This is a genomic window from Arthrobacter mobilis, from assembly GCF_012395835.1.
GTDB lineage: Bacteria > Actinomycetota > Actinomycetes > Actinomycetales > Micrococcaceae > Crystallibacter > Crystallibacter mobilis.
In genome coordinates this window covers 52,922-75,485 of sequence record NZ_JAAZSQ010000010.1, presented here as the reverse complement: position 1 = coordinate 75,485, position 22,564 = coordinate 52,922, and the positions used below count along the sequence as shown (strand labels likewise).

Genomic DNA, 22,564 nt, shown 5'->3' with positions numbered 1-22,564 from the left:
AGTTAAACAGCAAGGGCCGCCCGCAGGATCGGGCGGCCCTTGCGCAGTCCTGCAGGACTACTTCTTGGCGACGGCGGCCTTCAGCTTGGACCCGGCGGTCAGCTTGACGCTGTGGCCGGCAGCGATCTGGATGGTCTCGCCGGTCTGCGGGTTGCGGCCGGTGCGGGCGGCGCGGTCGGTGCGCTCGACGGCGAGCCAGCCCGGGATGGTGATCTTCTCGCCCTGGGCGATGGAGGTGGCGAAGACGTCGAAAACAGCGTCGAGCACATCATTCACGGCCTTCTGGCTGTTGTTGCTCTTCTCCGCGACTGCTGCAACGAGTTCACTGCGATTGATAGCCAATTTCTGTCCTCCTGGACTGCTTCGTGGTCCGAGCCTTCCACGGCCGTGAAAAGCTTCTGTGGGAAACTTACCAGCTTGAGCTGCCGGGGACGGGCAAAACCCGCGTATTTCTGCGACTTTTCAGGGAATTTCCGCCGAATCGGGCCTGCTGTGCGGCTCTGCGGCCTGCTTAAGACGCCAAGGGGCGGCGGTCCTGAAGGACCGCCGCCCCTTGGGCTGGCACGGGCAATGCGCCCAGTCGGTTCCTACCAGCTGGACTTCTTGATGCCGGGCAGTTCGCCGGCGTGCGCCATGGTGCGGAAGCGGACGCGGGAGATGCCGAACTTCTGGAGGGTGCCGCGCGGGCGGCCGTCGATCTGGTCGCGGTTGCGCAGACGGACCGGCGAAGCGTCGCGGGGCAGCTTCTGCAGGCCCAGGCGGGCGGCCTCGCGGGCGTCGTCGGTAGCGTTCTCGTCCACCAGGATCTTCTTCAGTTCCTGGCGCTTCTCCGCGTAGCGCGCCACAACAAGCTTGCGCTGCTCGTTACGAGCAATCTTGGACTTCTTAGCCATGTTTAGCGCTCCTCTCGGAATTCGACGTGCTTGCGGATGACCGGATCGTACTTCTTCAGGACCATGCGGTCCGGATCGTTACGGCGGTTCTTGCGCGTGACGTAGGTGTAGCCGGTGCCCGCGGTGGACTTCAGCTTGATGATCGGACGAACGTCCTTTTCCTTGGCCATTAGAGCTTCACACCCTTCGCGAGCAGCTCGGCGACGACGGCATCAATGCCGCGCACGTCGATGGTCTTGATGCCGCGGGCGGAAACCTGCAGCGTCACGTTGCGGCGCAGGGACGGAACCCAGTAGCGCTTCTTCTGAATGTTCGGGTTGAACCGGCGCTTGGTGCGGCGGTGCGAGTGCGAAATGCTGTGCCCGAAGCCGGGGACGGCTCCGGTCACCTGGCAGTATGCTGCCATGATCTCTCCTCCAGTAGTAGTAAATATTGACGGGCCACCACAGGCACAGCGGCATGCTGCCTCTGAACCTGCATATCAGCGCCCGTCACCAGTTTTGACACCGTTATTACTGCGACTTTCCGGAGGTTAACCTGGCGGGGTGAGATCCAGCCGAAGTGCCTCGACGCGTGGAAGACGGTGAAGGTCCGGGTCGCCATACAGCGTCGGCATCCGCATGCAGGGCATGCGCAACCTCGGCCGCGTGACTCAACGCCCCTCTATCCTAGTACCCGGCTTCGATTCGTTCAAACCGGGTCCCCGGGGCGCTCAGCTGTTGATCCGAGGCTCGCGCAGCACCCAGCTTGAAGGTTCCAGCTGGTGCACGATCCGCTTGCCGATCCGCTCCAGGTCAGCCACGTCCCGGCGGTCCAGCCCGTCGAAGACTGCCTGCCGCACCGATTCGACATGCCCCGGCGCCATCTGCTCGATCGCCGCGAAGCCATCATCCGTCAGGGCCGCCATGGTCACGCGGGCATCGGCGGTGCACTGGCTGCGGAGAACCCAGCCGCGCTGCTCCAGCTTCTTGACCACATGCGAGAGCCGGGAGAGCGAGGCATAGGTGCGCGCGGCCAGTTCGCTCATCGGCAGCGTCCGGTCCTCGGCTTCGGAGAGCATGGCCAGCACGTTGTAGTCAAAGAGCGTCAGCCGGCCTTCGCGCTGCAGGGCCCCGTCCAGGTTTCCGGGCAGCAAGGTGGTGACGGCCAGCAGGGCCAGCCAGGCCTGCCGCTCCTCCGGGTCCAGCCAGCGTGCGTTCGTCATGCAACTATTGTGCCACAATCACTTGATGCTTCAAGTTTCACGCCGGGGGCTTAACTGCTGCCGGCCCGCATCCCGGCGGGGGCGGGCCGGCAGGCGGCGCGGCCCCTACCCGGCGGCCGGCTGCAGCTGCCGGTTGCCGGCCGCGTCCGCAGGCACGGGAACCAGCGGCAGCGGCATGCTGTCGACGTCGAGCAGCGGGTTCCGGTCCTGGCCGGCCACCAGCTCGCGCGCCTCCTCCTCGGTGTCCACCGAGGGCATGCAGCCGGGCATCGGGCGCCGGGCACTTTCCGGAATCCGCCAGATGGCGAACAGGCCGAACACCGACATGGCGACCAGGTAGAAGGCCGGCATGAGCTCGTTGCCGGTGGCCTGGATCAGGGACTCGGTGATCAGCGGAGTCGTGCCGCCGAAGACCGCCACGGAGAAGTTGTAGGCGATCCCCATCGACCCGTAGCGGCTCGCGGTGGGGAACAGCGCGGGCAGGGCCGAGGCCAGGTTGCCGACATAGAAGGCGGTGGCCGCGCCCAGCACCGCCAGGCCCAGCAGGGTGGCCCACATCTGGCCCAGTCCGATCAGCAGGAACGCCGGAATGCCCAGCACGATCGTGACCACCGCGCCGGCCAGCAGCACGGGCCGGCGGCCGATACGGTCGGAGAGCCGTCCGGTGGCCGGAATGGCGGCGGAGAGCAGCACCAGCACCGGAATGGTCAGCAGCGTGCCCTGGAAGGCGTCGTAGCCCATGGTGTCCTGCAGGTAGGTGGGCATGTAGGACGTCAGGGCGTAGCCGACGCTGTTGGCCGCGGCGACCAGCAGCATGGCCAGCACGATCGGGCGCCAGTAGCCGGCGATGATCTGGCGGTAGGTCCTGGGCCCGTCCTCAGCGGCCCGGGTCTTGTCCTCCTGCGCGTCCTGGGCGGCCTGGAAGGCCGGGGACTCTTCGATCCGCATCCGGAAGTACAGGCCCACCAGGCCCAGCGGGCCGGCGAGCAGGAACGGAATCCGCCAGCCCCAGGCCAGCATGGCCTCGTTGCCCAAGGTCATCTGCAGGACGGAAACGACGGCGGCGCCCAGGGCGAAGCCCAGGTAGCTGCCGGTGTCCAGGATGCTGGCCAGGAAGCCGCGGCGCTTGTCCGGCGCGTATTCGCTCACGAAGGTCGTGGCACCGGCGTACTCGCCGCCGGTGGAGAAGCCCTGGACCAGGCGGCAAAGCACCAGCAGCACGGTGGCCCAGCCGCCGACCGCCAGGTAGGTGGGCAGCAGGCCGATGGCGAAGGTCGCCGCGGCCATCATGATCATGGTCAGGGCGAGGGTCTTCTGCCGGCCGATCCGGTCCCCCAGGCGGCCGAAGTACAGCCCGCCCAGCGGCCGGACGACGAAGCTGGCGGCAAAGACGGCCAGGCTGCCCAGCAGCCCCTCGCCCTCCTCGCCGCCGGCGAAGAAGAGCTGGCCCATGGTGACGGCCAGGTAGCCGTAGATGCCGAAGTCGAACCACTCCATGCCGTTGCCCACCACGGTGCCGCCGACGGCCTTGCGCAGCATCGGCTTTTCGACGACGGTCACGTCATCCACGCGCAGTTTCCGCTTGCGCATCGCCGGTGCGGGCCGGCGGCCGGTGCCGGCACCGCCGGGGGCCGCGGCGGGGCCTGTTTTTCCGGCGGCTGCGGCCGCTGAAGGGTGGACGTCTTTCGGCATTTGGGCCTTCTTCCATCGAGGTCATTTGCACGTGACTTGCACACTGCCGGGCCTGTCCGGGCCCAGGGCAGGCCATCCAGTCTAGCGAGGCACGGCGTTTGTCCCCGGCGGAAGGGGCGGCATGCGCCGGTTCCGGGTGCCTTGGGCAACCAAAACCGGCCCCCTGCGGCGGTCCGCCCGGGCGGGCCCCGGCGGCGCGCGAAATCCCTGCCAGCGTGCGGATGCAGCCGAATCAGGAGCGGTCCGGAACCGGTGCCGGAGCGGCCACGGCGCGGAAATTTCTATGACCTTAACCACGGGACGCCCGTCGAGGGGGTGGCCGGAGGTGCAGCGGGCCGGCTAGACGACGCCGGAAACCCCCAGCCAGGTGCCGATCAGGTAGGTGGCTGCCAGGGCCAGCGCCCCGCCGGCCGTCACGCGCACGGCGGCCCGGACCAGCCTGGCCCCGCCCAGCCAGGCACCCAGCGCCCCGGTGCCGGCCAGGGCCAGCAGCGTCGCGGCAAAGGCGGTTGGCACACGCAGCGGTTCCGGCGGCAGCAGGATGGCCAGCAGCGGCAGGACCGCGCCGGCCACGAAGGACACGGCTGAGGCGAAGGCGGCATGCCACGGACTGGCCACATCTTCCTCGCGGATGTTCAGTTCGGCGTCCAGGTGCGCGGCGAGCGCGTCATGGGCGGTGAGTTCCCGGGCCACCCGGACGGCGGTGTCCCGGCTCAGGCCCTTGGCCCGGTACAGCGCGGCCAGTTCGGCGAGTTCGTCCTCGGGCTGGTCCCGCAGTTCCCGGGTTTCCTTGGCGATCAGGGCCTGCTGGCTGTCCGCGGAGCTGGAGACCGAGACGTACTCGCCCAGGGCCATTGAGAGGGCACCGCCGATCATGGCGGCCAGGCCGGCTGCCAGCAGCGTGCCGAAATCGGTGGTGGCACCGGCGACGCCGACCACCAGCGCGGCCACCGAGACGATCCCGTCGTTGGCTCCGAGCACCCCGGCGCGCAGCCAGTTCAGCCGCGCGGCCAGGCCGGCGAGCTCGTGCGGCTCGTTCTCATGCGGGCGCGGATCCACCGCCCGCTGCTGTCCGGACCGGCTGCCCATAACTACAGGGAAGCACTAAAACCTGGAACCGGCCAGCAAGGACAGCCAATCCCCGGCACGGCCCCACGGCGCGGTCAGCGGGCGGGATGGAGCCCGGTCAGCTGCGGGTACTTGGCGGTGAGCGCATCCCCGGAGGAGACCCGGCGCAGCCGGCGGCCCACCCACGGCACCAGGTGCTGACGCGCCCAGCGGGCATCGGCGGCGAAGGCTGCCCGCCGGGAGAGGGTTTCCAGCGCGGGCAGTTCCGGCAGCGTGATGGCGTCGTCGGCCTGCAGCACCTCGAGGACCCGTTTGGCCATTAGCGTGTGGCCGGCCGCGGACATGTGCAGCCGGTCCTCGGCCCAGTAGCGCCAGTCCTGGAACTCGCGCAGGCGCCAGTAGTCCACCAGCAGCGTGCCGTGCTTGTCGGCGATCTCGCGCACCCATTCGTTGTAGATGGCGGTGCGGCCGCGGGTGCGGCCGAAGACGGCGGACTTGGACGTGTCGAAGCCGGTAAAGAGCACCACGGTGGCGCCGGACGCGGCCAGCCGCGTCACGCCGTCGTCGTACCCTGCCATCAGCTCGTCGATGTCCACCTTCGGGCGCAGGATGTCGTTACCGCCGGCGTACAGCGTCACCAGTGTCGGCTGCAGGGCCAGGGCGGCCTCCAGCTGCTCGCCGAGCACCTGCCCGATCTTCTTGCCGCGGACTGCCAGGTTGGCATAGCCCCAGCCGGTGTCGGCCAGCATCAGCTGCTCGGCGACCCGGTCCGCCCACCCGCGCACCCCGTTGGGCAGCGTCGGGTCCTCGTCACCGACGCCTTCGGTAAAGGAGTCCCCCAAGGCAACGAAACGTTCAGTGAATGTCACCCGAACAGATTAACAAACCACACGTCCCGCCCCGGGAGATCAGGCGCCGCTGCGCGGGGCATACATGAGCACGGCGACGCCGGCGAGCGCGATACCCGCCCCGGCCAGGTCCCAGCGGTCCGGCCGGAAGCCGTCGACGACGACGCCCCAGAGCAGCGACCCGGCAATGAAGACCCCGCCGTAGGCAGCCAGCACCCTGCCGAAATGGGCGTCCGGCTGCAGCGCGGCAATGAAGCCGTACGCGCCCAGCGCCATGACCCCCAGCCCGGCGAACCACCACGCCCGGTCCGCGCGTACCGCCTGCCAGATCAGCCAGGCGCCGCCGATTTCGGCCAGGGCGGCGAGGACAAACAGGAGGATGGACTTGGCGATCGTCATGGCACCAGTTTCCCCCGCCGGGCCCGGTGCTCCGCTGCACGCGCCCCGGCGTCAGCGGGCGGCCAGCAGCTTGGACCGGCGGTGGGACAGCACCTGCCCGCCGATCACGATGGCCAGGGCGATCAGGAACATGGCCGACCCGATCACGTTGGCCTGGGCGGGGATGCCCCGGGTGGCGGCCACGTAGATGAACTTCGGGAAGGTGTCCACGTTGCCGGAGTTGAAGTTGGTGATGATGAAGTCGTCGAAGCTCATGGCGAAGGCCAGCAGCGCCGCTGCCACGATGCCCGGCAGCAGCAGCGGGAAGGTGACTCGCCAGAAGGCCTGCAGCGGCGAGGCGTACAGATCCGCGGCGGCTTCCTCCAGCTTCGGGTCCAGGCTGGCGACGCGGGCCTTGACCGTGACCACCACGAAGGAAATGCAGAACATGGTGTGCGCGATGATGATGGTGCCCATGCCCAGTTCGGCGCCGATGTTCAGGAACTGGGCCAGCAGCGAGGCGCCGAGGACCACTTCGGGCGTGGCCAGCGGCAGGAAGATGAGCATGTTCGCCGTGGCGTTGAACCGGAACCGGTACCGGACCAGGCCGATCGCGATGGCGGTGCCCAGGATGGTGGCCATCACGGTGGCGGCGGCACCGATCTGCAGGCTGTTGCCCAGCGCCTCGCAGACCGCCGGCGCCCCGCAGGGGTTGAGCCAGTTCTCCAGGGTGAAGCCGCGCCAGCTCAGGTTGGTGCGGCCGGCGTCGTTGAACGAGAAGGCGAACACGTAGCCGATGGGCACCAGCAGGAAGATGAACGCGAGCCCGCCGAAGACAGGGACCAGCCAGCGGCCGATGGTTTTCCTCATTACGGCCCCCCTAGATCAGTTCCTTGGTGCCGAAACGGCGCACGTACGCCGTCACGAGCACCAGGATGGCCAGCATCAGGATGAAGGACAGCGCGGCGGCCCCGGGATAGTCGACCACCCGGAAGAACCGGGAATCGATCACCTGGCCGATCATCGTGGTGTCCCGGTTGTTGCCCAGCAGTGCGGCGTTCACGTAGTCGCCCGAGGCCGGGATGAAGGTCAGCAGCGTGCCGGCGATGACCCCGGGCATGGACAGCGGCAGGGTCACCGTGCGGAAGGTGGTGAAGCCGGAGGCGTACAGGTCCGAGCCGGCCTCGATCAGCCGGGTGTCCAGCCGCTCGAGGTTCGCGTAGATGGGCAGGGTCATGAACGGCAGGAAGTTGTAGGTCAGCCCGCAGACCACCGCGAAGGCGGTGGCGGTCAGGCGCCCGTCTGCCGGCAGCAGGGACAGCGCCCGCAGCACCGGCACCACCGGGCCCTCGTCGGCCAGGATCTGCTTCCAGGCCTGGGTGCGCAGGATGAAGCTGGTGAAGAACGGGGCAATGATCAGCACCAGCAGGATCCCCTGCAGCAGCTTCCGGCCGCGCAGCCGCACCGCCACCAGGTAGGCCATCGGGTAGCCGATCAGCAGCGCCGCGGCGGTGGCGACCAGCGCGAAGGCGAAGGAGCGCAGCAGTTCGGGCCAGTAGCTGCCCAGCACCACCGCATAGTTGCCGAATTCCAGCGCCGGGGCGAACTGGCCGATGTCGGCTCCCGGCGGCTTGGTGTACAGCGAGGTCGCCAGCAGCGAAAACACCGGCAGCACGAAGAACAGCAGCATGAAGATGAAGCCGGGCAGGATCAGCAGGTAGCCGGTTCGTCCCCGCCGCCGCTGCAGCGTTTTCCCTCCGGCTTTCTCCGCGGCGCCGGGCCCGCCGGCCGGCTTCGCGGGCGCGGCCAGGACGTTCACGGCCCGTCCTCCCCGGCGGCGCCGGCGGTGCTGTCCTGGTCCCCGCCGAGCCCGAAGGCATGCCCGGTGTCCCAGGCGAGCACGACGTCGTCCCCCGGCCGGGCCGGCTGCTGGCCGTGGTTCTGGCAGAACACCCCCAGCGTGCCCACGCCGGGGACCTGGACCAGGTACTCGGTGCTTACGCCGGTGAAGGAGGTGTCCAGCACGCGCCCGTGCAGCAGGTTCGCCTCCGGCGCCGGCGCGTCGGCGGGCCAGAGCATCGTCAGCTTCTCCGGCCGGATGCCGACCAGCACCGGCCCCTGGTGGACCGCGGCCCGGTCCTTGCGCACCGCCAGCCGGTGCCCGCCGGCGTCGACGACGACGGCGTCGCCGCGGTCTTCGGCGACGGTTCCGGCGATCAGGTTGGACTTGCCGAGGAAATTGGCCACGAACGCGGTCCGCGGCAGTTCGTAGAGGTCCCGCGGGGCCCCCATCTGCTCCACCTTGCCGCCGTTCATCACCGCCACGGTGTCCGCCATGGTCATGGCTTCCTCCTGGTCGTGCGTGACGTGCACGAAGGTCAGCCCCACCTCGGTCTGGATCTTCTTCAGTTCCACCTGCATCTGGCGGCGCAGCTTCATGTCGAGTGCGCCCAGCGGCTCGTCCAGCAGCAGCACTGCGGGGCGGTTGACCACCGCCCGGGCCAGGGCCACCCGCTGCTGCTGTCCGCCGGAGAGCTGCCCGGGCCGGCGCGCGGCCAGGTGGCCCAGCTCCACCAGTTCCAGTGCCGCCTTGGCCTGCTCCTCGGCGCCGCGGACCCTGCGGCGCTTGAGCCCGAAGGCCACATTGTCCAGCACGCTCATGTGCGGGAACAGGGCATAGTTCTGGAAGACCGTGTTCACCGGGCGCTCGTGGGCGCTGGTGCCGGTGATGTCCCGGCCCCCGATGGTGATCTTCCCGGAGGTGGGCTGCTCCAGGCCCGCCACCATGCGCAGCGTCGTGGTCTTGCCGCAGCCGGAGGGGCCCAGCAGGGCGAAGAAGGAGCCGGCCGGAATGGTCAGGTCCAGTCCGTCCACGGCGGTGAAGTCCGTGAACCGCTTGGTGACCGAGACCAGGGACAGGTCCGCCCCGCCGGTGCTTCCGGTGGCGGCCGCTTCCCCGGGTGGCGTCGTCAGCTGATCCTGGACCATCAGTTGCCGATCGCCTGCTGGAAGCGGCCGCTGAAGTCGGTTTCCTCGTCGGCGCTGAGCGTGCGGAAGACATGGGCCCGCTGCAGGTCCTCGTCGGAGGGGAAGATGAGCGGATTGTCCACCAGCGACGGATCGATCTTCTCCATCGCCTCGCGGGCGCCCTGCACCGGGCTGATGTAGTTGACGTAGGCGGCCACGGTCGCCGCGTTCACCGGATCGTAGTAGTAGTTCATCAGCGCTTCGGCATTGGCCTTGTGCGGGGAACCGACGGGCACCATCAGGTTGTCCGACCACAGCGTGCAGCCGGATTCCGGAATGGCGAACTCCCACTTGCCGCCCTCTTCGAAGTTCAGCTGGGTGATGTCCCCGGACCAGCAGATGACCGCCAGCGCGTCGCCGGAGATCAGGTCCTCCTTGTAGGAGTTGCCCTTGACCTGGCGGATCTGGCCGTCGGCGATCTGCCTGGTGAGCACCTCGAGCGACTTGTCGAACTCGGCCGCGCCCCAGCTGCCGGCAATGTCGACCCCGTCCTCGAGCATCAGCAGGCCCATGGTGTCGCGCATTTCGTCCAGGACCTCGACCCGGCCCTTCAGCTCCGGCTTCCACAGGTCGGACACGCGCCGCAGCCCCCCGGGCACGGCTTCCTTGTTCCAGGCGATGCCGGCAAAGCCGGACTGCCAGGTCAGCGAATGGGCCCGGCCCGGGTCGAAGTCCACGTCCTGCAGGTTCTGGAGCAGGTTGGCGGCATTGGGAATGTTGGCGTGGTCCAGTTCCTGCGTGTAGCCGAGCCGGATCAGGCGCGCGGCCATCCAGTCGGTCAGGGTGATGATGTCCTGGCCGATGTCCTGGCCCGCGGCCAGCTGCGCCTGGACCTTGCCGAAGTAGGTGTCGTTGCCGTCGATGTCCTCGGAGTAGTTGGCCGTGATGCCGGTGGCCTTGGTAAAGGCCTCCAGCGAAGGGTAGCTGCCGGTCTTCTCGTCGTAGTCCAGGTACAGCGTCCAGTTGGCCCAGTTGACCTCCTTCTCCTGGGCCGACAGGTCCTCGGCCGCGGCCGCGGTGGCGCCGTCCTGCGCCGCCTTCCCGGTCCCCGACGTGCCGCAGGCGGCCAGCATCGACGCCAGGGTCAGCCCGCCGGCCCCGAGCAGGACCTTGCGGCGGGACAGCTGCGCCGCCACGAGCCGGCGCAGCAGCGGATCGTCGGGAAGTCGCTTCGGCATCTGGTCCTCCAAGTGGTTGGGAAAGCGGGTGGGCCGCCACACCGCGGCGTTCTCCGGCCCGGCGGTACCCGCCGGCCGCCCCTGGCCGGCACGTACGGCACCGCGGAGGGGCCGCCGTGCCGACGATACTTCCAGAGCAGGTGCGGTGCGGCAAGGCTTTCCGTTGTAAAAATTTGGTTACGCAACTGATCCAGAAGGACTTTGGCCATATCTGACGCTTAATTCGCGGTGCCAGGCCTTGTGCCCGGCCCTGTCCCGGGGTTCAATAGCAGGCATGGCCGCGCGGCGGCCCCGAGCTGACCTGCGGGAGGTGGATACCTTTGACATCGCAGCCTGCCTCCGGTCCAGGGCCCGGCAGCGCCATCGACGCCGTTTCCAAGGCGATCATCGAGCAGCTGCAGGAGGACGGCAGGCGCTCCTACGCGGCCATCGGCAAGGCCGTGGGCCTGTCCGAGGCGGCCGTGCGGCAGCGGGTCCAGAAACTCACCGACAGCGGCGTGATGCAGATCGTCGCCGTCACGGATCCAATGCAGCTGGGCTTTTCCCGGCAGGCCATGCTCGGCATCAAGGCCGATGCCGGACTGCTGGCGGTGTCAGACGAAATTGCGGCAATCCCGCAGGTGTCCTACTGCCTGGTCACCGCGGGATCCTTCGACATCCTGGCCGAAGTGGTTTGCGAAAACGACGACGACCTGATGCTGCTGGTTGGCCGGATCCGAAGCATTCCGGGCGTCCGCAGCACCGAAACATTCATGTACCTGTCCCTGCGCAAGCAGGAATACAACTGGGGAACACGATGACTCAAACCTCCATTACGCGCACTTCTACCCGCACTTCGACAACGCCCCGCGGCACGGACCGCCAGCAGGCGGCCCGCGACCATCTCTGGATGCACATGGCCCGCCACTCGCACCTGGCCGCCGGCGGCACCGTCCCGGTCATTACCCGCGGCGAGGGCCACCTGATCTACGACGATGCCGGGCGCGAATACATCGACGGCCTGGCCGGGCTGTTCGTGGTCCAGGTCGGCCACGGCCGCGAGGAACTGGCCGAGGCCGCGGCCCGGCAGGCCAAGGAGCTGGCCTTCATGCCGCTGTGGTCCTACGCTCACGAGCCGGCCATCGACCTGGCCGAGCGGCTCGCGCACTACGCGCCTGGGGACCTGAACCGCGTCTTCTTCACCACCGGTGGCGGCGAGGCCGTCGAGTCGGCGTTCAAGCTGGCCAAGCAGTACTTCAAGCTCAAGGGCCAGCCGGGCAAGACCAAGGTGATCTCCCGCGCGCTGGCCTACCACGGCACCCCGCAGGGCGCGCTGGCCATCACCTCGCTGCCGGGCATGAAGACTCCGTTCGAGCCGCTGGTTCCGGGCACCTTCCGCGTGCCCAACACCAACCAGTACCGTGCCCCGGAGGGCCTGGAGGACCCGGAGGCCTTCGGGCTCTGGGCCGCCGAGCGCATCCGCGAGGCGATCGAGTTCGAGGGCCCGGAGTCGGTGGCTGCCGTCTTCCTGGAGCCGGTGCAGAATTCCGGCGGCTGCTTCCCGCCGCCCCCGGGCTACTTCCAGCGGGTGCGCGAGATCTGCGACGCGTACGATGTGCTGCTGGTTTCTGACGAGGTCATCTGCGCCTTCGGGCGCATCGGGTCGATGTTCGCCTGCGAGGACTTTGGCTACGTGCCGGACATCATCACCTGCGCCAAGGGCCTGACCAGTGGCTACTCCCCCATCGGCGCCATGATCGCTTCGGAGAAGCTGTTCGAGCCGTTCGCCCACGGGGACACCACGTTCTACCACGGCTACACCTTCGGCGGGCACCCGGTCTCGGCAGCCGTCGCCCTGGCCAACCTGGACATCTTCGAGCGCGAGGGCCTCAACGACCATGTCAAGGCCAATGCTCCGGCCTTCCGCGCCACGCTGGAGAAGCTCAAGGACCTGCCGATCGTCGGCGACGTCCGCGGGGCCGGGTACTTCTACGGGATCGAGCTGGTCAAGGACAAGGCCACCAAGGAGACCTTCACGGACGAGGAATCCGAGCGGCTGCTGCGCGGCTACCTGTCCAATGCGCTCTACGACGCCGGGCTGTACTGCCGGGCCGACGACCGCGGGGACCCCGTGGTCCAGCTGGCCCCGCCGCTGACCATCGGCCAGGCCGAGTTCGATGCGATCGAGCAGATCCTGCGCTCGGTCCTGACCGAAGGGCTGAATCACCTGTAACCGTGGCGCGGTGCGAAGAATGGCGGCGGCGGTGGCCGGCATGGATGCCGGCCACCGCCGCCGCCCTGCTATTCCCCAGGTGCGTGGCAAGCCATTGACGTTGCACGAGGCCCGAGGTCTACTTTGGGAGGAGCTTGCTGGCATCCGGCGCGTTGTCCGATGGGAGGCACCATGGCTGCCGATAGGCACGTGAGGGAAGGCCACGTCGAGGTTCGAGGCGGCCGCGTCTGGTACCAGGTAGTCGGCGACGGACCAAGGATCCCGCTGGTCACCGTCCACGGCGGCCCGGGTGCCACCCACGACTATCTGGAGCCGCTGGAGGCTTTGGCGGACGAGCGGGCGGTTGTATTTTACGACCAGCTTGGCGCAGGCAAGTCGGATGTGCCGGAGGACACCAGCCTTTGGACCAACGAACGGCTGGTCGAGGAACTGGGCCAGGTCCTCGATGCCCTCGGACTATCCTTGGTCCACCTGCTGGGGCATTCGTGGGGGACGATCGTCGCGGCGGAATATGCGCTGCGTTCGCCGGAACGGCTGGCGGGCCTGGTTCTGTCGGATCCCTGCCTGAGTATTCCACGCTACGCCGCCGGCACCGCGGCCCTGCGTGCCGGACTGCCGGAGAATGTACGGGCAGTGCTGGACCGGCATGAGGCCGCCGGCAGCACCGACTCCGCGGAGTACCAGGAAGCCTCCATGGAGTTTTACCGGCGGCATGTTTGCCGCCTGGACCCTTGGCCGGACGCGCTGATGCGGACGTTTGAGCAGCTGAACCAGACGATTTACGAGCAGATGCAGGGCCCGAGCGAGTTTCGCGTGACCGGAATCCACAGGGACTACGACATCACGGACCGCCTCGGCCGGCTCGCGGGCCCGACACTCTTCCTGTGCGGCCGCTACGACGAGGCCCGGCCTGAGGAGACGGAGTTTTACCACAGCCTGGTACCGGGATCCGAGTTGGTCATCTTCGAAAGGAGCAGCCACCTTCCCCATCTCGAGGAATCGGAACTCTACCGGCATGTGCTGCGCGGCTTCCTGCACCGGTGGGAAGCAGCGCCATAACCGCCGACGGCCCTCCAGGTGGTTCAGAGCTCGGCCTTGCCCTGCCGCCAGTAGCCCATGAACGCCACCTGCCTGCGGTCGATGCCGGCATCGCGCACCAGATAGCGGCGCAGTTCCCGGACCACCGCCGCCTCGCCGGCAATCCAGGCATAGAACGGCCGGGTGGAGCCGGCGGTGGTTTCCCACAGGATCGTTTCGTCCACGTTGACCTCTTCCGGCTCGCTGCCGGCCGCCGGGGCCAGCCCGGCTCCGGGGACGGCGACGGCGCGGCGCACCGCTGCCTCCAGCAGTTCCCCGTGCGGCCGCCGGCCGCGCTCCAGCCAGCGGATGTCCACCCGGGCGGCGGTGGCCAGGTCCTGGAAGTCCGCCGCGTGCGGCACCTCGAGGACGGCGGTGCCGGTGATGTCCGCAGGCAGCGATTCGAGGATGGCGGCGATCGCCGGCAGCGCCGTCTCGTCCCCGGCCAGGAGCACGTGCGAGGCCAGGCCGGGGCGCCATTCGATGCCGCCGTAGGCCCGGGCCGTCGGGCAGTTGGCCGCCGCGGCGTTGGGCCCGATGATGCTCACCCGGTCCCCGGGAGCAGCGTGTGCGGCCCAGGAGGATGCGGGGCCGCCGACGCCGTCGTCGTCGAAATGCAGCACGAAGTCCACGTCCAGTTCCGGCCGCGCCCCGCCGCGGAAGCGGCGGACCGTGTAGGTGCGCATGGAGCCGCGCAGGGCAGGATCGATGGCCAGCCAGCGCTGGTACCAGCCGGCGTCCAGCGCGACGACGCCGCCACCTGCCTGCCCGACGCTCTGCAGCACCTGGTGTCCGCCGCCGCCGTGCGGGGGGATCATGACCTTGATCCGCAGGTCCAGCATCGGCCCGGCCACGCCGAAGCGGTGCAGCCCCCCGCCGGTGAACGTGATCCGCCGGAAGCTGGGCGAGAGCTCCTGCACCCGGTCCACGGCCACCTCGAAGGCCATCACGGGAATAACGTTGTCTACCTCTGCGGCCACTGTGCTCATACTGCGGCTCCTTCCTTGATCCGGGTACTGCTGGGGGCGGGTCCGTGGTGCCGGCCCACCGGCACCACCATCGGCGTGCCGGAGACCGGGTCCGGGATGATCCGGGAACGCAGCCCGAAAACCTCGGCCACCAGTGCCTCGGTCACGACCGTGGCGGGGGCACCTTCGGCCACCACCTGGCCGGCTTTCAGGGCGATCAGGTGGTCGGCATAGCGTGCGGCCAGGTTCAGGTCGTGCAGGACGATGGCCACGGTGGTGCCCCGGTTCCGGTTCAGGTCGGTCACCAGGTCCAGCACCTCCACCTGGTGGGTCACGTCCAGGAACGTGGTGGGCTCGTCCAGCAGCAGAATGTCCGTCTCCTGGGCCAGTGCCATGGCGATCCAGACCCGCTGGCGCTGGCCGCCCGAGAGCTCGTCGACGCTGCGGCCGGCCAGCTCCAGGGTGCCGGTCGCGGCCAGCGCGGCGCGCACGGCCTCGTCGTCGCGCGGCGTCCACTGCCGGAACCAGCCTTGGTGCGGGTAGCGGCCGCGGCCCACCAGCTCCGCCACGGTCAGCCCGTCCGGAGCGACCGGGGACTGCGGCAGCAGGCCCAGGACCCTGGCTACCTCGCGGGTGGGCCGGGAGTGGATGTCCTTGCCGTCCAGCAGCACCTGCCCCGCCTCCGGCCGCAGCAGCCGGGCCAGGCCGCGCAGCAGCGTGGACTTGCCGCAGGCGTTGGCGCCGACGATGATGCTGATGCGTCCCGGCGGCACGGCCACGGTCAGGTCCTGTACTACCGGGTGGCCGCCGTAGGCGAGGGTGAGGTTGCGGGATTCGAGCATGTGCATTCAGCCTCCTCGGCCGACACGGTTGGCGGAGACCAGCAGCCACAGCAGGAACGGTGCACCGAGCGCGCCGGTGACCACCCCCACCGGAAGGGCAGTGCCGTTGGTCAGGAACTGGGGCAGCACGGTGGCGGCGGCAAAGTCGGCGGCGAGCACGATCACGGCGCCGACCAGGGCGGACACCGCCAGGGAAGCGCGCCCGCGCAGCAGCCGGCGGGCGATCGGGGCCGAGAGGAAGGCGACGAAGGCCACGGGGCCGGCAGCGGCGGTGGCGGCCGCGGCCAGCAGGACCGCCACCGTGACCAGGCCCAGCCGGGCCGGTGCCACCGTCACGCCGAGGCCGGCGGCGGCGTCGTCGCCCATTTCCAGCCCGCGCAGGCTCCGGGACAGGGCCGCCGCGGCCGGCAGCAGGACCAGCAGGCAGGCGGCCAGGACGGCGGCCCGGTCCCAGTTGCTGGAGTTCAGCGAACCGTTGAGCCAGACCAGTGCTGCCTGGGCCGTGCGGACATCGGCCCGGGTCAGCAGGTAGCTGACCAGGGCCTGCAGGATGGCGGCGCAGCCGATGCCGGTGAGGATAAGCCGGCTGGAGGCAGCGTTCGAAGGGCCTGCGTGCCGGTGCGAGAGGACGTAGATCAGCAGGGCCACCAGCAGCGCCCCGGCCATGGCCGCGGCGGAGACGGCAAACCCGGCGGCGCCGAAGAGCACCATCGCGGCCACCGCGCCGGCACTGGCGCCGTAGCTGATGCCGATGATGTCCGGGCTGGCCAGCGGGTTGCGCAGCATGGTCTGGAAGATGCTGCCGGCCAGCCCGAAGGCGATGCCGGTCATGATCCCGACCACGGCGCGCGGCAGCCGGTTCTCCATCACAATGAAGCTCGCGCCCGGAATCTGTGCCCCGGCCAGCAGCCGGAAGAAATCCGGGAGGCTGACCAGGTAGCTGCCCAGCAGCACGCCGGCAAGGAACAGAGCAACGACGGCGGCCACCAGGCCGGCGGCAACCATCCGGCCGCGGCGGTGGCGGCGCAGCACCGGGGCGGCGGTGTCCGCACTGGGCCCGCCGGTGTTCATGCTGTCCGGGGTCCCGGCGGCCTCGCGGCCGGCCACGGTGCCGGTGGCGCTCACAGCCCGGCCGCCTTCCGGCTGCGGACCAGCCAGATAAAGACCGGGGCCCCGACAGCAGCGGTCATGATGCCGGCCTGGACTTCGCCGGGCAGCGCGATGACCCGGCCGAGGGTATCCGCCCCCAGCAGCAGGGCCGGTGCCAGCAGCGCCGACAGCGGCAGGATCCGGCGGTAGTCCGGCCCGGTGAAGGCCCGCACCACGTGCGGGATGACCAGCCCGACGAAGGCGATGGGACCGGCCAGCGCCGTCGCGGACCCGCAGAGGACCACGATGCCCAGTGCCGAGACGGCCCGGGACAGGGCCACCTGCTGGCCCAGGCCGCGTGCGGCGTCGTCCCCGAGGGCGAGGTTGTTCAGCAGCCGTCCGGTGCAGCCGGTGACCAGCAGTCCGGCCAGCAGGAACGGCAGCACCTGGCCGACCGCGTCCCAGTCCCGGCCGCTGAGGGAGCCCACCTGCCAGAAGCGGAACGATTCCAGGGTGTCCCGGCTGGTGACCAGCACGGCGTGCAGCAGGGAACCCAGCCCGGCCGAGAGGGCGGCGCCGGCCAGGGCCAGCTTCACCGGGGTTGCCCCTTCCCTGCCCAGGCTGGCAATGGTGTAGACGACGGCGGCGGCGGCCGCGGCCCCGAGGAAAGCGAGCCAGATGTAGCCGGAGAGCTGGGTGATCCCGAAGGCGTAGATGCCGGTGACGACGGCGAGCGAGGCGCCGGCGTTGACCCCGAGGATGCCCGGGTCCGCCAGCGGATTCCGGGCGACGCCCTGCATGGCCGCGCCGGCCAGCCCGAGGGCGGCCCCGGCCAGCAGGCCGGTCACGGTGCGCGGAATCCGCGAGTGGACCACTGCATGGTCCCCGTTGGCCGGGTCGAAAGCGGTGAACGCCTCCAGGAGGGCACCAATGCCGACCGGACGCGCGCCGAACGCCAGCGAGGCCAGGCAGGCCGCCAGCAGCACAGTCATGACCAGGAGCGTGCCTGCGGCCAGACGCCGGGGCTTGGCAGCAGGCAGATCCCGCCCCGGGGCCCGGGAGCCGGCAGTTGGCGAGCCGGCAGTTGGCACGGACCGCTCCTGCGCGGACACCGCTGCCTTCATGTCTTCCCCCCTGCCCGGCGACCCGGCCGGACCAGTATCCGGAACAACAAAACAAGGCAAGCCTAACCTATGAATGGGTTGATTAGGCAACAGGTTTCTTTCCTAATCATCCCGGCACCCGCAGCGGGCATAATCGGAGCATGTCCGCTCCCCTGATCCTGCTGCACGGCTGGGCGTGCTCCAGCGCCTACTGGGCGCCGCTGGCGCGGGAGCTCGGCCAGGCCGGCCGGAGCGTCCTGGCCCCGGACCTGCCCGGCTACGGAGGCGAGGCCCTGGATCCCGGCGCCGACTGGACCGTGGAGAAGGTCGCGGCCAGACTGGCCGCGGACCTGGGCGGAACCGGACCTGCCCACTGGATCGGCCACTCGCTCGGCGGCAGCGTCGCGGCCACCATCGCCGCGCGGCAGCCGGCGCTGGCCGCCTCGGTGACCCTGGTAGGCATGGTGCCGCTGCAGCCGTCCGCGGCGACGCAGTCCCGGCTGCTCCGGCTGTTCGGCGGACCCGGACCGGCGGGTCCGGGCGCTGCGGAGGAAATCATCGCGGCCTGGTTCCGCGGCGGGCCGGAACCGGCAGGCGCGGACCGCGAAACGTTCCTGGCCCCCTTCAGGCTCCCGGCCGCCGTCGTGCGCGCCAGCATGCTGGCCGGCCTCACCGGGGCGGCCGCGGACGTGCCGGAGCTGATCAGCGCCGCCACCATGGTGGTCACCGGCAGCCGGGACGCGACCCGCACCCCCGAGGCCGTGGCCGGCTTCATGGCCCGGCACCCGCACTGGCGGCATGTCCAGATCCCCGGCGCCGGGCACATGGTGCATTGGGAGCAGCCGGCGGCGTGTGCCGCCGCCATCCTGGCCCACACTGCGCAGGCGGAGCCGGCGCAGGCGGGGCAGCAGGGGCCGGGACCTGCTACGGCCGGCGGGCCGGGCGGGTCTCCTTCTGCGCCACCGGCATGATCCCGGTGGCCAGCTGTTCGATCGACCTGGCCGTTTCCGCAAAGGGCAGCCCGCCCAGGCCGACCTGGGCCGTGTAGCGGCCGTGGCCGAAGAGCGCGTACTGGCCCATCGTCCGCGGCATGTTCTGCTGCAGGCAGGCGCGGTAGTACTCCACCCGCCGGGCGACATCCTGCGGTCCGGACAGCAGCGCGATGCAGAGCGGCAGGCCAAGCGGGCCGGCCCGCTCGAAGGAGGCAGTCGCGGGCAGCAGCAGCTTCTCCTCGGACAGCTCGTCGTAGTCGATGCGCACAGGCACTTGGAGCTTCATGTAATTCAGGTTCGGTCCGCGCCGCTGAAAATACCCGTACCGGGGAGTAACAATTGCCGGTGGCCGGTAGTACGGTAATGGCACAGCTAAAGGGTCTCCGGCCTGCGGCGGCCCTGGTCGAAGGGGACAACCATGAGCACTGGCACGCACCAGCCATCCACACCCGAAGAAGTCAGCGAACGTGCCGCGCGCGCCGTGGCCGAAGCCGCGCGGGAGACCGAATGGACGCGGCCAAGCTTCGCCAAGGGCCTGTACCTGGGGAACTTCGACCTGGACCTGGTCCACCCGCACCCGGTGCCGTCCGCGGAGGAGCAGGCCGCCGGGGATGCCTTCCTGGCCCGGCTGGAGGAATACGCCCGGACGATGGACGGGCGGCGGATCGAGCGCGACGCGCAGATCCCCGACGAGTACCTGCAGGGCCTGGCGGAGCTGGGCACCTTCGGCATGAAGACCCCCGTCGAATACGGCGGCCTGGGCCTGTCGCTGGCCTACTACGGCCGGGCCCTGATGCTGCTCGCTTCGGTGCACCCCAGCCTCGGGGCGATGTTCTCGGCCCACCAGTCCGTCGGCGTGCCCGAGCCGGTGAAGGTCTTTGGCACCGAGGAGCAGAAGCGCCGGTTCCTGCCCCGCTGCGCGGCCGGGGCCGTGACCGCCTTCCTGCTCACCGAGCCGGGCGTCGGTTCGGACCCGGCCCGGCTCTCGTCCACGGCGGAACCGGCCGAGGACGGCGAGTCCTACGTGCTCAACGGCAGCAAGCTGTGGACCACCAACGGGGTGGTCGCCGAACTCGTCGTGGTCATGGCCAAGGTCCCCCCGCACGGGGACTCGGCGGGGGGCATCACCGCCTTTGTGGTCGAGGCGGACTCCCCCGGGATCACGGTCGAGCACCGGAATGCCTTCATGGGCCTGCGCGGGCTCGAGAACGGCGTCACCCGGTTCGACCAGGTCCGGGTGCCGGCGGCCAACCGGCTGGGCAAGGAGGGCCAGGGGCTCAAGATCGCCCTGACCACCCTGAACACCGGGCGCCTGGCCATTCCGGCCATCTGCGCCGGCAGCGCCAAATGGTCGCTGAAAATCGCCCGCGAATGGTCCTCGGCGCGCATCCAGTGGGGCCGGCCGATCGGGCGGCACGAGGCCGTGGGCAAGAAGGTCGCCTTCATTGCCGCCACCGCCTTCGCCCTGGAGGCCGTCTTCGAACTCTCGGCCGCCCTGGCCGAATCCGGGCTCAAGGACGTGCGGATCGAGGCGGCCCTGGCCAAGCTCTGGGCCAGCGAGCTGTCCTGGAAGGTCGCCGACGACCTGGTCCAGATCCGCGGCGGCCGCGGCTTCGAAACGGCCGAGTCCCTGGCGGCGCGCGGCGAACGCGCGGTCCCGGTCGAGCAGCAGCTGCGGGATCTGCGGATCAACCGGATCTTCGAAGGATCGACCGAAATCATGCGCCTGCTCATCGCCCGGGAGGCGGTGGATACCCACCTGACCGCCGCCGGGGACCTGGCCTCGGCCGAGGCCGCACTGCCCGCCAAGGCCCGCGCCGCCGTCGGCGCCAGCGGCTTCTACGCCGGCTGGCTGCCCCGGCTGCTCGCCGGCCAGGGCCTGAACCCCCGGTCCTACGCCGGGTTCGGCCCGCTCGCAACGCACCTGCGGTTCATCGAACGCGCCTCGCGCCGGCTGGCCCGGAACACCTTCGCCGGCATGGCCCGATGGCAGGCAGGGCTCGAACACCGGCAGGTGTTCCTTGGACGCACCGTGGACATCGGCGCCGAACTGTTCGCCATGGCCGCCTGCTGCAGCCGGGCCGAACTGCTGAGGCAGCAGGACCCGGCACGCGGCAGCAGCGCCCGGGAACTGGCGGATGCCTTCTGCCGGCAGTCGCGCACCCGCGTCCGGCAGCTGTTCGACGAGCTCTGGCAGAACACCGACGCCGCCGACCACCGGCTGGCGGCCAAGGTGCTCGACGGCGACTTCACCTGGCTGGAGGCCGGGATCATCGACGCCTCCGAGGGCACCGGCCCGTGGATCGCCGAGCCGTCCCCCGGACCGTCCCGGCACGAGAACAAGCGCCGCAGCTACCGGTAGGGGACCCGGGCCGGAATTCATTTTCCTTCATCTGGAAATGGGTTCCGGCCCCCGCGGCGGGCAGCCGATATATTGGGACCAGCCTATTGCATCCGGCGGTTCTGCCGATTACCGCGCCGGAAAGGAGGTGCCCATGGCCTCGCCGGCTGCTTTCCAGTCGCAAATCTACCGGACCCTTCCCGCGCTGGAGCGCGCCGATACCATTGCCCAGCGGATTTCGACGGCCATTTCCCTGGGCATGCTCCGCGAAGGCGAGCGGCTGCCGGCCGAATCGGAATTGTCCGAAATGTTCGGGGTGGCCGGGGCCACGCTGCGGGACGCGCTGGCGTCGCTGCGCGAACAGGGCATTGTCGAGACCCGCCGGGGCCGCAGCGGCGGCACCTTCGTCGTCAAGGCTCCGCCGGCGGCCCGGGACCTGATGCGGCGCTACCTGGCGGAGACCTCGCTGGCCGAACTGCGGGACCTGGGCGACGAACATGCCGCCATCACGGCCGCCACGGTCCGGCTGGCCTGCGGGCGCGCGGACCCGCAGGCGCTGGACCGGCTCGAGCAGCTGGCCAGGGCCCAGGCCCGCGCCGAAACCCCCGAGGCTCGGGCCCGGGCGGACAGCCGCTTCCACATCGAGCTGGCGGTCGCGGCCCAGTCGCCGCGGCTGCTGGCCTCGGAAATCCGCCTCCAGGGCGAAATCAGCCAGGTGCTGTGGACCCCGCTGGCCGGGGACTTCGACGTCGAAACAACGACCGTCGAACACCTGCAGCTGGTCCAGGCCATCCGCAGCGACGATCCGGAAACGGCCCAGCGGCTGGCGCTGGAGCACATCCGCCGGAACATCTACCACCTGATCGACACCAAGCTGACCCTGAGCTATTCGGACCGGACCCGGGAGAGCATGTGAGCCTGCAGGATACGACCGCGGCGGCGGCCGCCTCGATTGCCGGCTGGCTCAGCGCGCTGTACCGGGACCTGGACGCCATGTCCGGCGAGGTGGGGCTGCTGCTGGAATCGGCCCTCGGGGAACGGACCAAGATTTCCAAGCGCGACCTGTCCGGGCTGCGGGAGAAATCCGAGCATTTCCTGAATTCCCATTCCAGCGTCGTGGGCGCCGGAGTCATCTTTTCCATTTCGTCCATTCAGGACGCCGAGGGCGTTTTGGAATGGTGGGTCAGGAATGACCGGAATGGAATCGAAAAACTGGATTTCGACCTGGCCCCCGAAGGCAACAGTTTCTACGACTACGAACAGCTGCCGTGGTTTTCGGTGGCCGCCCGCACGGGCCGGCAGACCATTGCCGGCCCGTACGTGGACTATCTGGGCTTCAACGAATACATCATGACCTGCACCGTGCCCAGCTACGTCCACGGCAGCTTCATCGGGGTGACCGGCTGCGACCTGCGCATCCGCGACCTCGAGGAGGTGTTCATCCCGATGATCCGGGCCGTCCCCGGCGATGCGGCGATCGTGAACGGCAATGAGAACCGCGTGGTCCTGGGCAACTCCGGCCGGTTCCTGGTCGGCGAGCGGATCAAGACCGAGCCGCCGGGCTTCGCCCTGGTCCCGCTGGAGGTGCCCTATCTGAACCTGGGCCTGCTGTGCAGCAGCGGGGGTCCAGGACAAGAGTCCTGAACCCCCGC

General features: G+C 69.7%; 25 protein-coding genes. 7 read left to right on the top strand and 18 right to left on the bottom strand.

Annotated features, from left to right (window positions below; all coding sequences use genetic code 11):
• Nucleotides 1-57 precede the first annotated feature (57 nt).
• The 13 genes from HGG74_RS11780 to HGG74_RS11720 all read right to left on the bottom strand — a co-directional run bounded on the left by HGG74_RS11780 (nucleotide 58) and on the right by HGG74_RS11720 (nucleotide 10,288).
• The gene (locus HGG74_RS11780; protein WP_168486550.1) at nucleotides 58-342 is read right to left on the bottom strand and encodes an HU family DNA-binding protein; all 285 of its coding nucleotides are present in this window, start codon (nucleotides 340-342) and stop codon (nucleotides 58-60) included.
• A gap of 245 nt (nucleotides 343-587) precedes the next feature.
• Complete coding sequence (rpsN, locus tag HGG74_RS11775; RefSeq protein ID WP_168486549.1) at nucleotides 588-893, bottom strand: 30S ribosomal protein S14; 306 nt, start codon at nucleotides 891-893, stop codon at nucleotides 588-590.
• Between the two features lie 2 nt (nucleotides 894-895).
• The gene (rpmG, locus tag HGG74_RS11770; RefSeq protein WP_168486548.1) at nucleotides 896-1,063 is read right to left on the bottom strand and encodes a 50S ribosomal protein L33; all 168 of its coding nucleotides are present in this window, start codon (nucleotides 1,061-1,063) and stop codon (nucleotides 896-898) included.
• On the bottom strand, nucleotides 1,063-1,299 hold the full coding sequence (rpmB, locus tag HGG74_RS11765) for a 50S ribosomal protein L28 (RefSeq protein ID WP_168486547.1): 237 nt from the start codon (nucleotides 1,297-1,299) through the stop codon (nucleotides 1,063-1,065). Before rpmB ends, rpmG begins: the two co-directional genes overlap by 1 nt.
• Nucleotides 1,300-1,605: 306 nt before the next feature.
• A complete protein-coding gene (locus HGG74_RS11760) occupies nucleotides 1,606-2,097 on the bottom strand; it encodes a MarR family winged helix-turn-helix transcriptional regulator (protein ID WP_168486546.1) in 492 nt (163 codons plus the stop codon).
• Between the two features lie 105 nt (nucleotides 2,098-2,202).
• Entirely contained in the window at nucleotides 2,203-3,789 is a 1,587-nt protein-coding gene (locus HGG74_RS11755; protein WP_168486545.1) for an MFS transporter, read from the bottom strand.
• Nucleotides 3,790-4,128: 339 nt separating this feature from the next.
• Nucleotides 4,129-4,878: a VIT1/CCC1 transporter family protein gene (locus tag HGG74_RS11750; RefSeq protein WP_168486544.1), complete on the bottom strand. Its 750-nt coding sequence runs from the start codon at nucleotides 4,876-4,878 to the stop codon at nucleotides 4,129-4,131.
• Between the two features lie 74 nt (nucleotides 4,879-4,952).
• Nucleotides 4,953-5,726 carry an SGNH/GDSL hydrolase family protein gene (locus tag HGG74_RS11745; RefSeq protein ID WP_168486543.1) on the bottom strand — a complete coding sequence of 258 codons (774 nt, stop codon included), beginning with the start codon at nucleotides 5,724-5,726 and terminating at the stop codon, nucleotides 4,953-4,955.
• 39 nt (nucleotides 5,727-5,765) lie between these two features.
• The gene (locus HGG74_RS11740) at nucleotides 5,766-6,104 is read right to left on the bottom strand and encodes a YnfA family protein (RefSeq protein ID WP_168486542.1); all 339 of its coding nucleotides are present in this window, start codon (nucleotides 6,102-6,104) and stop codon (nucleotides 5,766-5,768) included.
• Between the two features lie 51 nt (nucleotides 6,105-6,155).
• Nucleotides 6,156-6,953 (bottom strand): ABC transporter permease, encoded by a 798-nt coding sequence (locus HGG74_RS11735; protein WP_168486541.1) that lies wholly within the window; start codon nucleotides 6,951-6,953, stop codon nucleotides 6,156-6,158.
• A gap of 10 nt (nucleotides 6,954-6,963) precedes the next feature.
• On the bottom strand, nucleotides 6,964-7,902 hold the full coding sequence (locus HGG74_RS11730; protein WP_168486540.1) for an ABC transporter permease: 939 nt from the start codon (nucleotides 7,900-7,902) through the stop codon (nucleotides 6,964-6,966).
• Entirely contained in the window at nucleotides 7,899-9,071 is a 1,173-nt protein-coding gene (locus HGG74_RS11725; RefSeq protein WP_168486539.1) for an ABC transporter ATP-binding protein, read from the bottom strand. Before HGG74_RS11725 ends, HGG74_RS11730 begins: the two co-directional genes overlap by 4 nt.
• The gene (locus HGG74_RS11720) at nucleotides 9,071-10,288 is read right to left on the bottom strand and encodes an ABC transporter substrate-binding protein (protein WP_168486538.1); all 1,218 of its coding nucleotides are present in this window, start codon (nucleotides 10,286-10,288) and stop codon (nucleotides 9,071-9,073) included. Before HGG74_RS11720 ends, HGG74_RS11725 begins: the two co-directional genes overlap by 1 nt.
• 320 nt (nucleotides 10,289-10,608) lie before the next feature.
• On the opposite strand from HGG74_RS11720, the gene HGG74_RS11715 reads away from it, so the two are divergent.
• The 3 genes from HGG74_RS11715 to HGG74_RS11705 all read left to right on the top strand — a co-directional run bounded on the left by HGG74_RS11715 (nucleotide 10,609) and on the right by HGG74_RS11705 (nucleotide 13,559).
• On the top strand, nucleotides 10,609-11,088 hold the full coding sequence (locus HGG74_RS11715; protein ID WP_168486537.1) for an Lrp/AsnC family transcriptional regulator: 480 nt from the start codon (nucleotides 10,609-10,611) through the stop codon (nucleotides 11,086-11,088).
• Nucleotides 11,085-12,500 (top strand): aspartate aminotransferase family protein, encoded by a 1,416-nt coding sequence (locus HGG74_RS11710; protein ID WP_168486536.1) that lies wholly within the window; start codon nucleotides 11,085-11,087, stop codon nucleotides 12,498-12,500. The genes HGG74_RS11715 and HGG74_RS11710 overlap by 4 nt, the downstream gene beginning before the upstream one ends.
• Nucleotides 12,501-12,671: 171 nt before the next feature.
• Nucleotides 12,672-13,559: a proline iminopeptidase-family hydrolase gene (locus HGG74_RS11705; RefSeq protein WP_168486535.1), complete on the top strand. Its 888-nt coding sequence runs from the start codon at nucleotides 12,672-12,674 to the stop codon at nucleotides 13,557-13,559.
• A 23-nt stretch (nucleotides 13,560-13,582) separates the two neighbouring features.
• On the opposite strand, the gene HGG74_RS11700 is transcribed toward HGG74_RS11705, so the two are convergent.
• The 4 genes from HGG74_RS11700 to HGG74_RS11685 all read right to left on the bottom strand — a co-directional run bounded on the left by HGG74_RS11700 (nucleotide 13,583) and on the right by HGG74_RS11685 (nucleotide 17,600).
• On the bottom strand, nucleotides 13,583-14,566 hold the full coding sequence (locus HGG74_RS11700; RefSeq protein ID WP_168486534.1) for a siderophore-interacting protein: 984 nt from the start codon (nucleotides 14,564-14,566) through the stop codon (nucleotides 13,583-13,585).
• On the bottom strand, nucleotides 14,563-15,393 hold the full coding sequence (locus tag HGG74_RS11695) for an ABC transporter ATP-binding protein (protein ID WP_168486533.1): 831 nt from the start codon (nucleotides 15,391-15,393) through the stop codon (nucleotides 14,563-14,565). Before HGG74_RS11695 ends, HGG74_RS11700 begins: the two co-directional genes overlap by 4 nt.
• Nucleotides 15,394-16,392, bottom strand: a complete 999-nt coding sequence (locus tag HGG74_RS11690; protein WP_246262858.1) for a FecCD family ABC transporter permease — start codon at nucleotides 16,390-16,392, stop codon at nucleotides 15,394-15,396.
• A gap of 116 nt (nucleotides 16,393-16,508) precedes the next feature.
• Nucleotides 16,509-17,600 carry a FecCD family ABC transporter permease gene (locus HGG74_RS11685; protein WP_168486532.1) on the bottom strand — a complete coding sequence of 364 codons (1,092 nt, stop codon included), beginning with the start codon at nucleotides 17,598-17,600 and terminating at the stop codon, nucleotides 16,509-16,511.
• Nucleotides 17,601-17,740: 140 nt separating this feature from the next.
• On the opposite strand from HGG74_RS11685, the gene HGG74_RS11680 reads away from it, so the two are divergent.
• A complete protein-coding gene (locus tag HGG74_RS11680; RefSeq protein WP_168486531.1) occupies nucleotides 17,741-18,550 on the top strand; it encodes an alpha/beta fold hydrolase in 810 nt (269 codons plus the stop codon).
• On the opposite strand, the gene HGG74_RS11675 is transcribed toward HGG74_RS11680, so the two are convergent.
• Nucleotides 18,504-18,857: a hypothetical protein gene (locus HGG74_RS11675; RefSeq protein ID WP_205761770.1), complete on the bottom strand. Its 354-nt coding sequence runs from the start codon at nucleotides 18,855-18,857 to the stop codon at nucleotides 18,504-18,506. The two genes, HGG74_RS11680 and HGG74_RS11675, sit on opposite strands and share 47 nt — an antisense overlap.
• 132 nt (nucleotides 18,858-18,989) lie before the next feature.
• Between HGG74_RS11675 and HGG74_RS11670 the strand changes: the two genes are divergently transcribed.
• The 3 genes from HGG74_RS11670 to HGG74_RS11660 all read left to right on the top strand — a co-directional run bounded on the left by HGG74_RS11670 (nucleotide 18,990) and on the right by HGG74_RS11660 (nucleotide 22,556).
• Nucleotides 18,990-20,933, top strand: a complete 1,944-nt coding sequence (locus HGG74_RS11670) for an acyl-CoA dehydrogenase family protein (protein ID WP_168486530.1) — start codon at nucleotides 18,990-18,992, stop codon at nucleotides 20,931-20,933.
• Nucleotides 20,934-21,066: 133 nt separating this feature from the next.
• Nucleotides 21,067-21,828, top strand: a complete 762-nt coding sequence (locus HGG74_RS11665; protein ID WP_168486529.1) for a FadR/GntR family transcriptional regulator — start codon at nucleotides 21,067-21,069, stop codon at nucleotides 21,826-21,828.
• Nucleotides 21,825-22,556: a cache domain-containing protein gene (locus HGG74_RS11660; protein WP_168486528.1), complete on the top strand. Its 732-nt coding sequence runs from the start codon at nucleotides 21,825-21,827 to the stop codon at nucleotides 22,554-22,556. Before HGG74_RS11665 ends, HGG74_RS11660 begins: the two co-directional genes overlap by 4 nt.
• Nucleotides 22,557-22,564 lie beyond the last annotated feature (8 nt).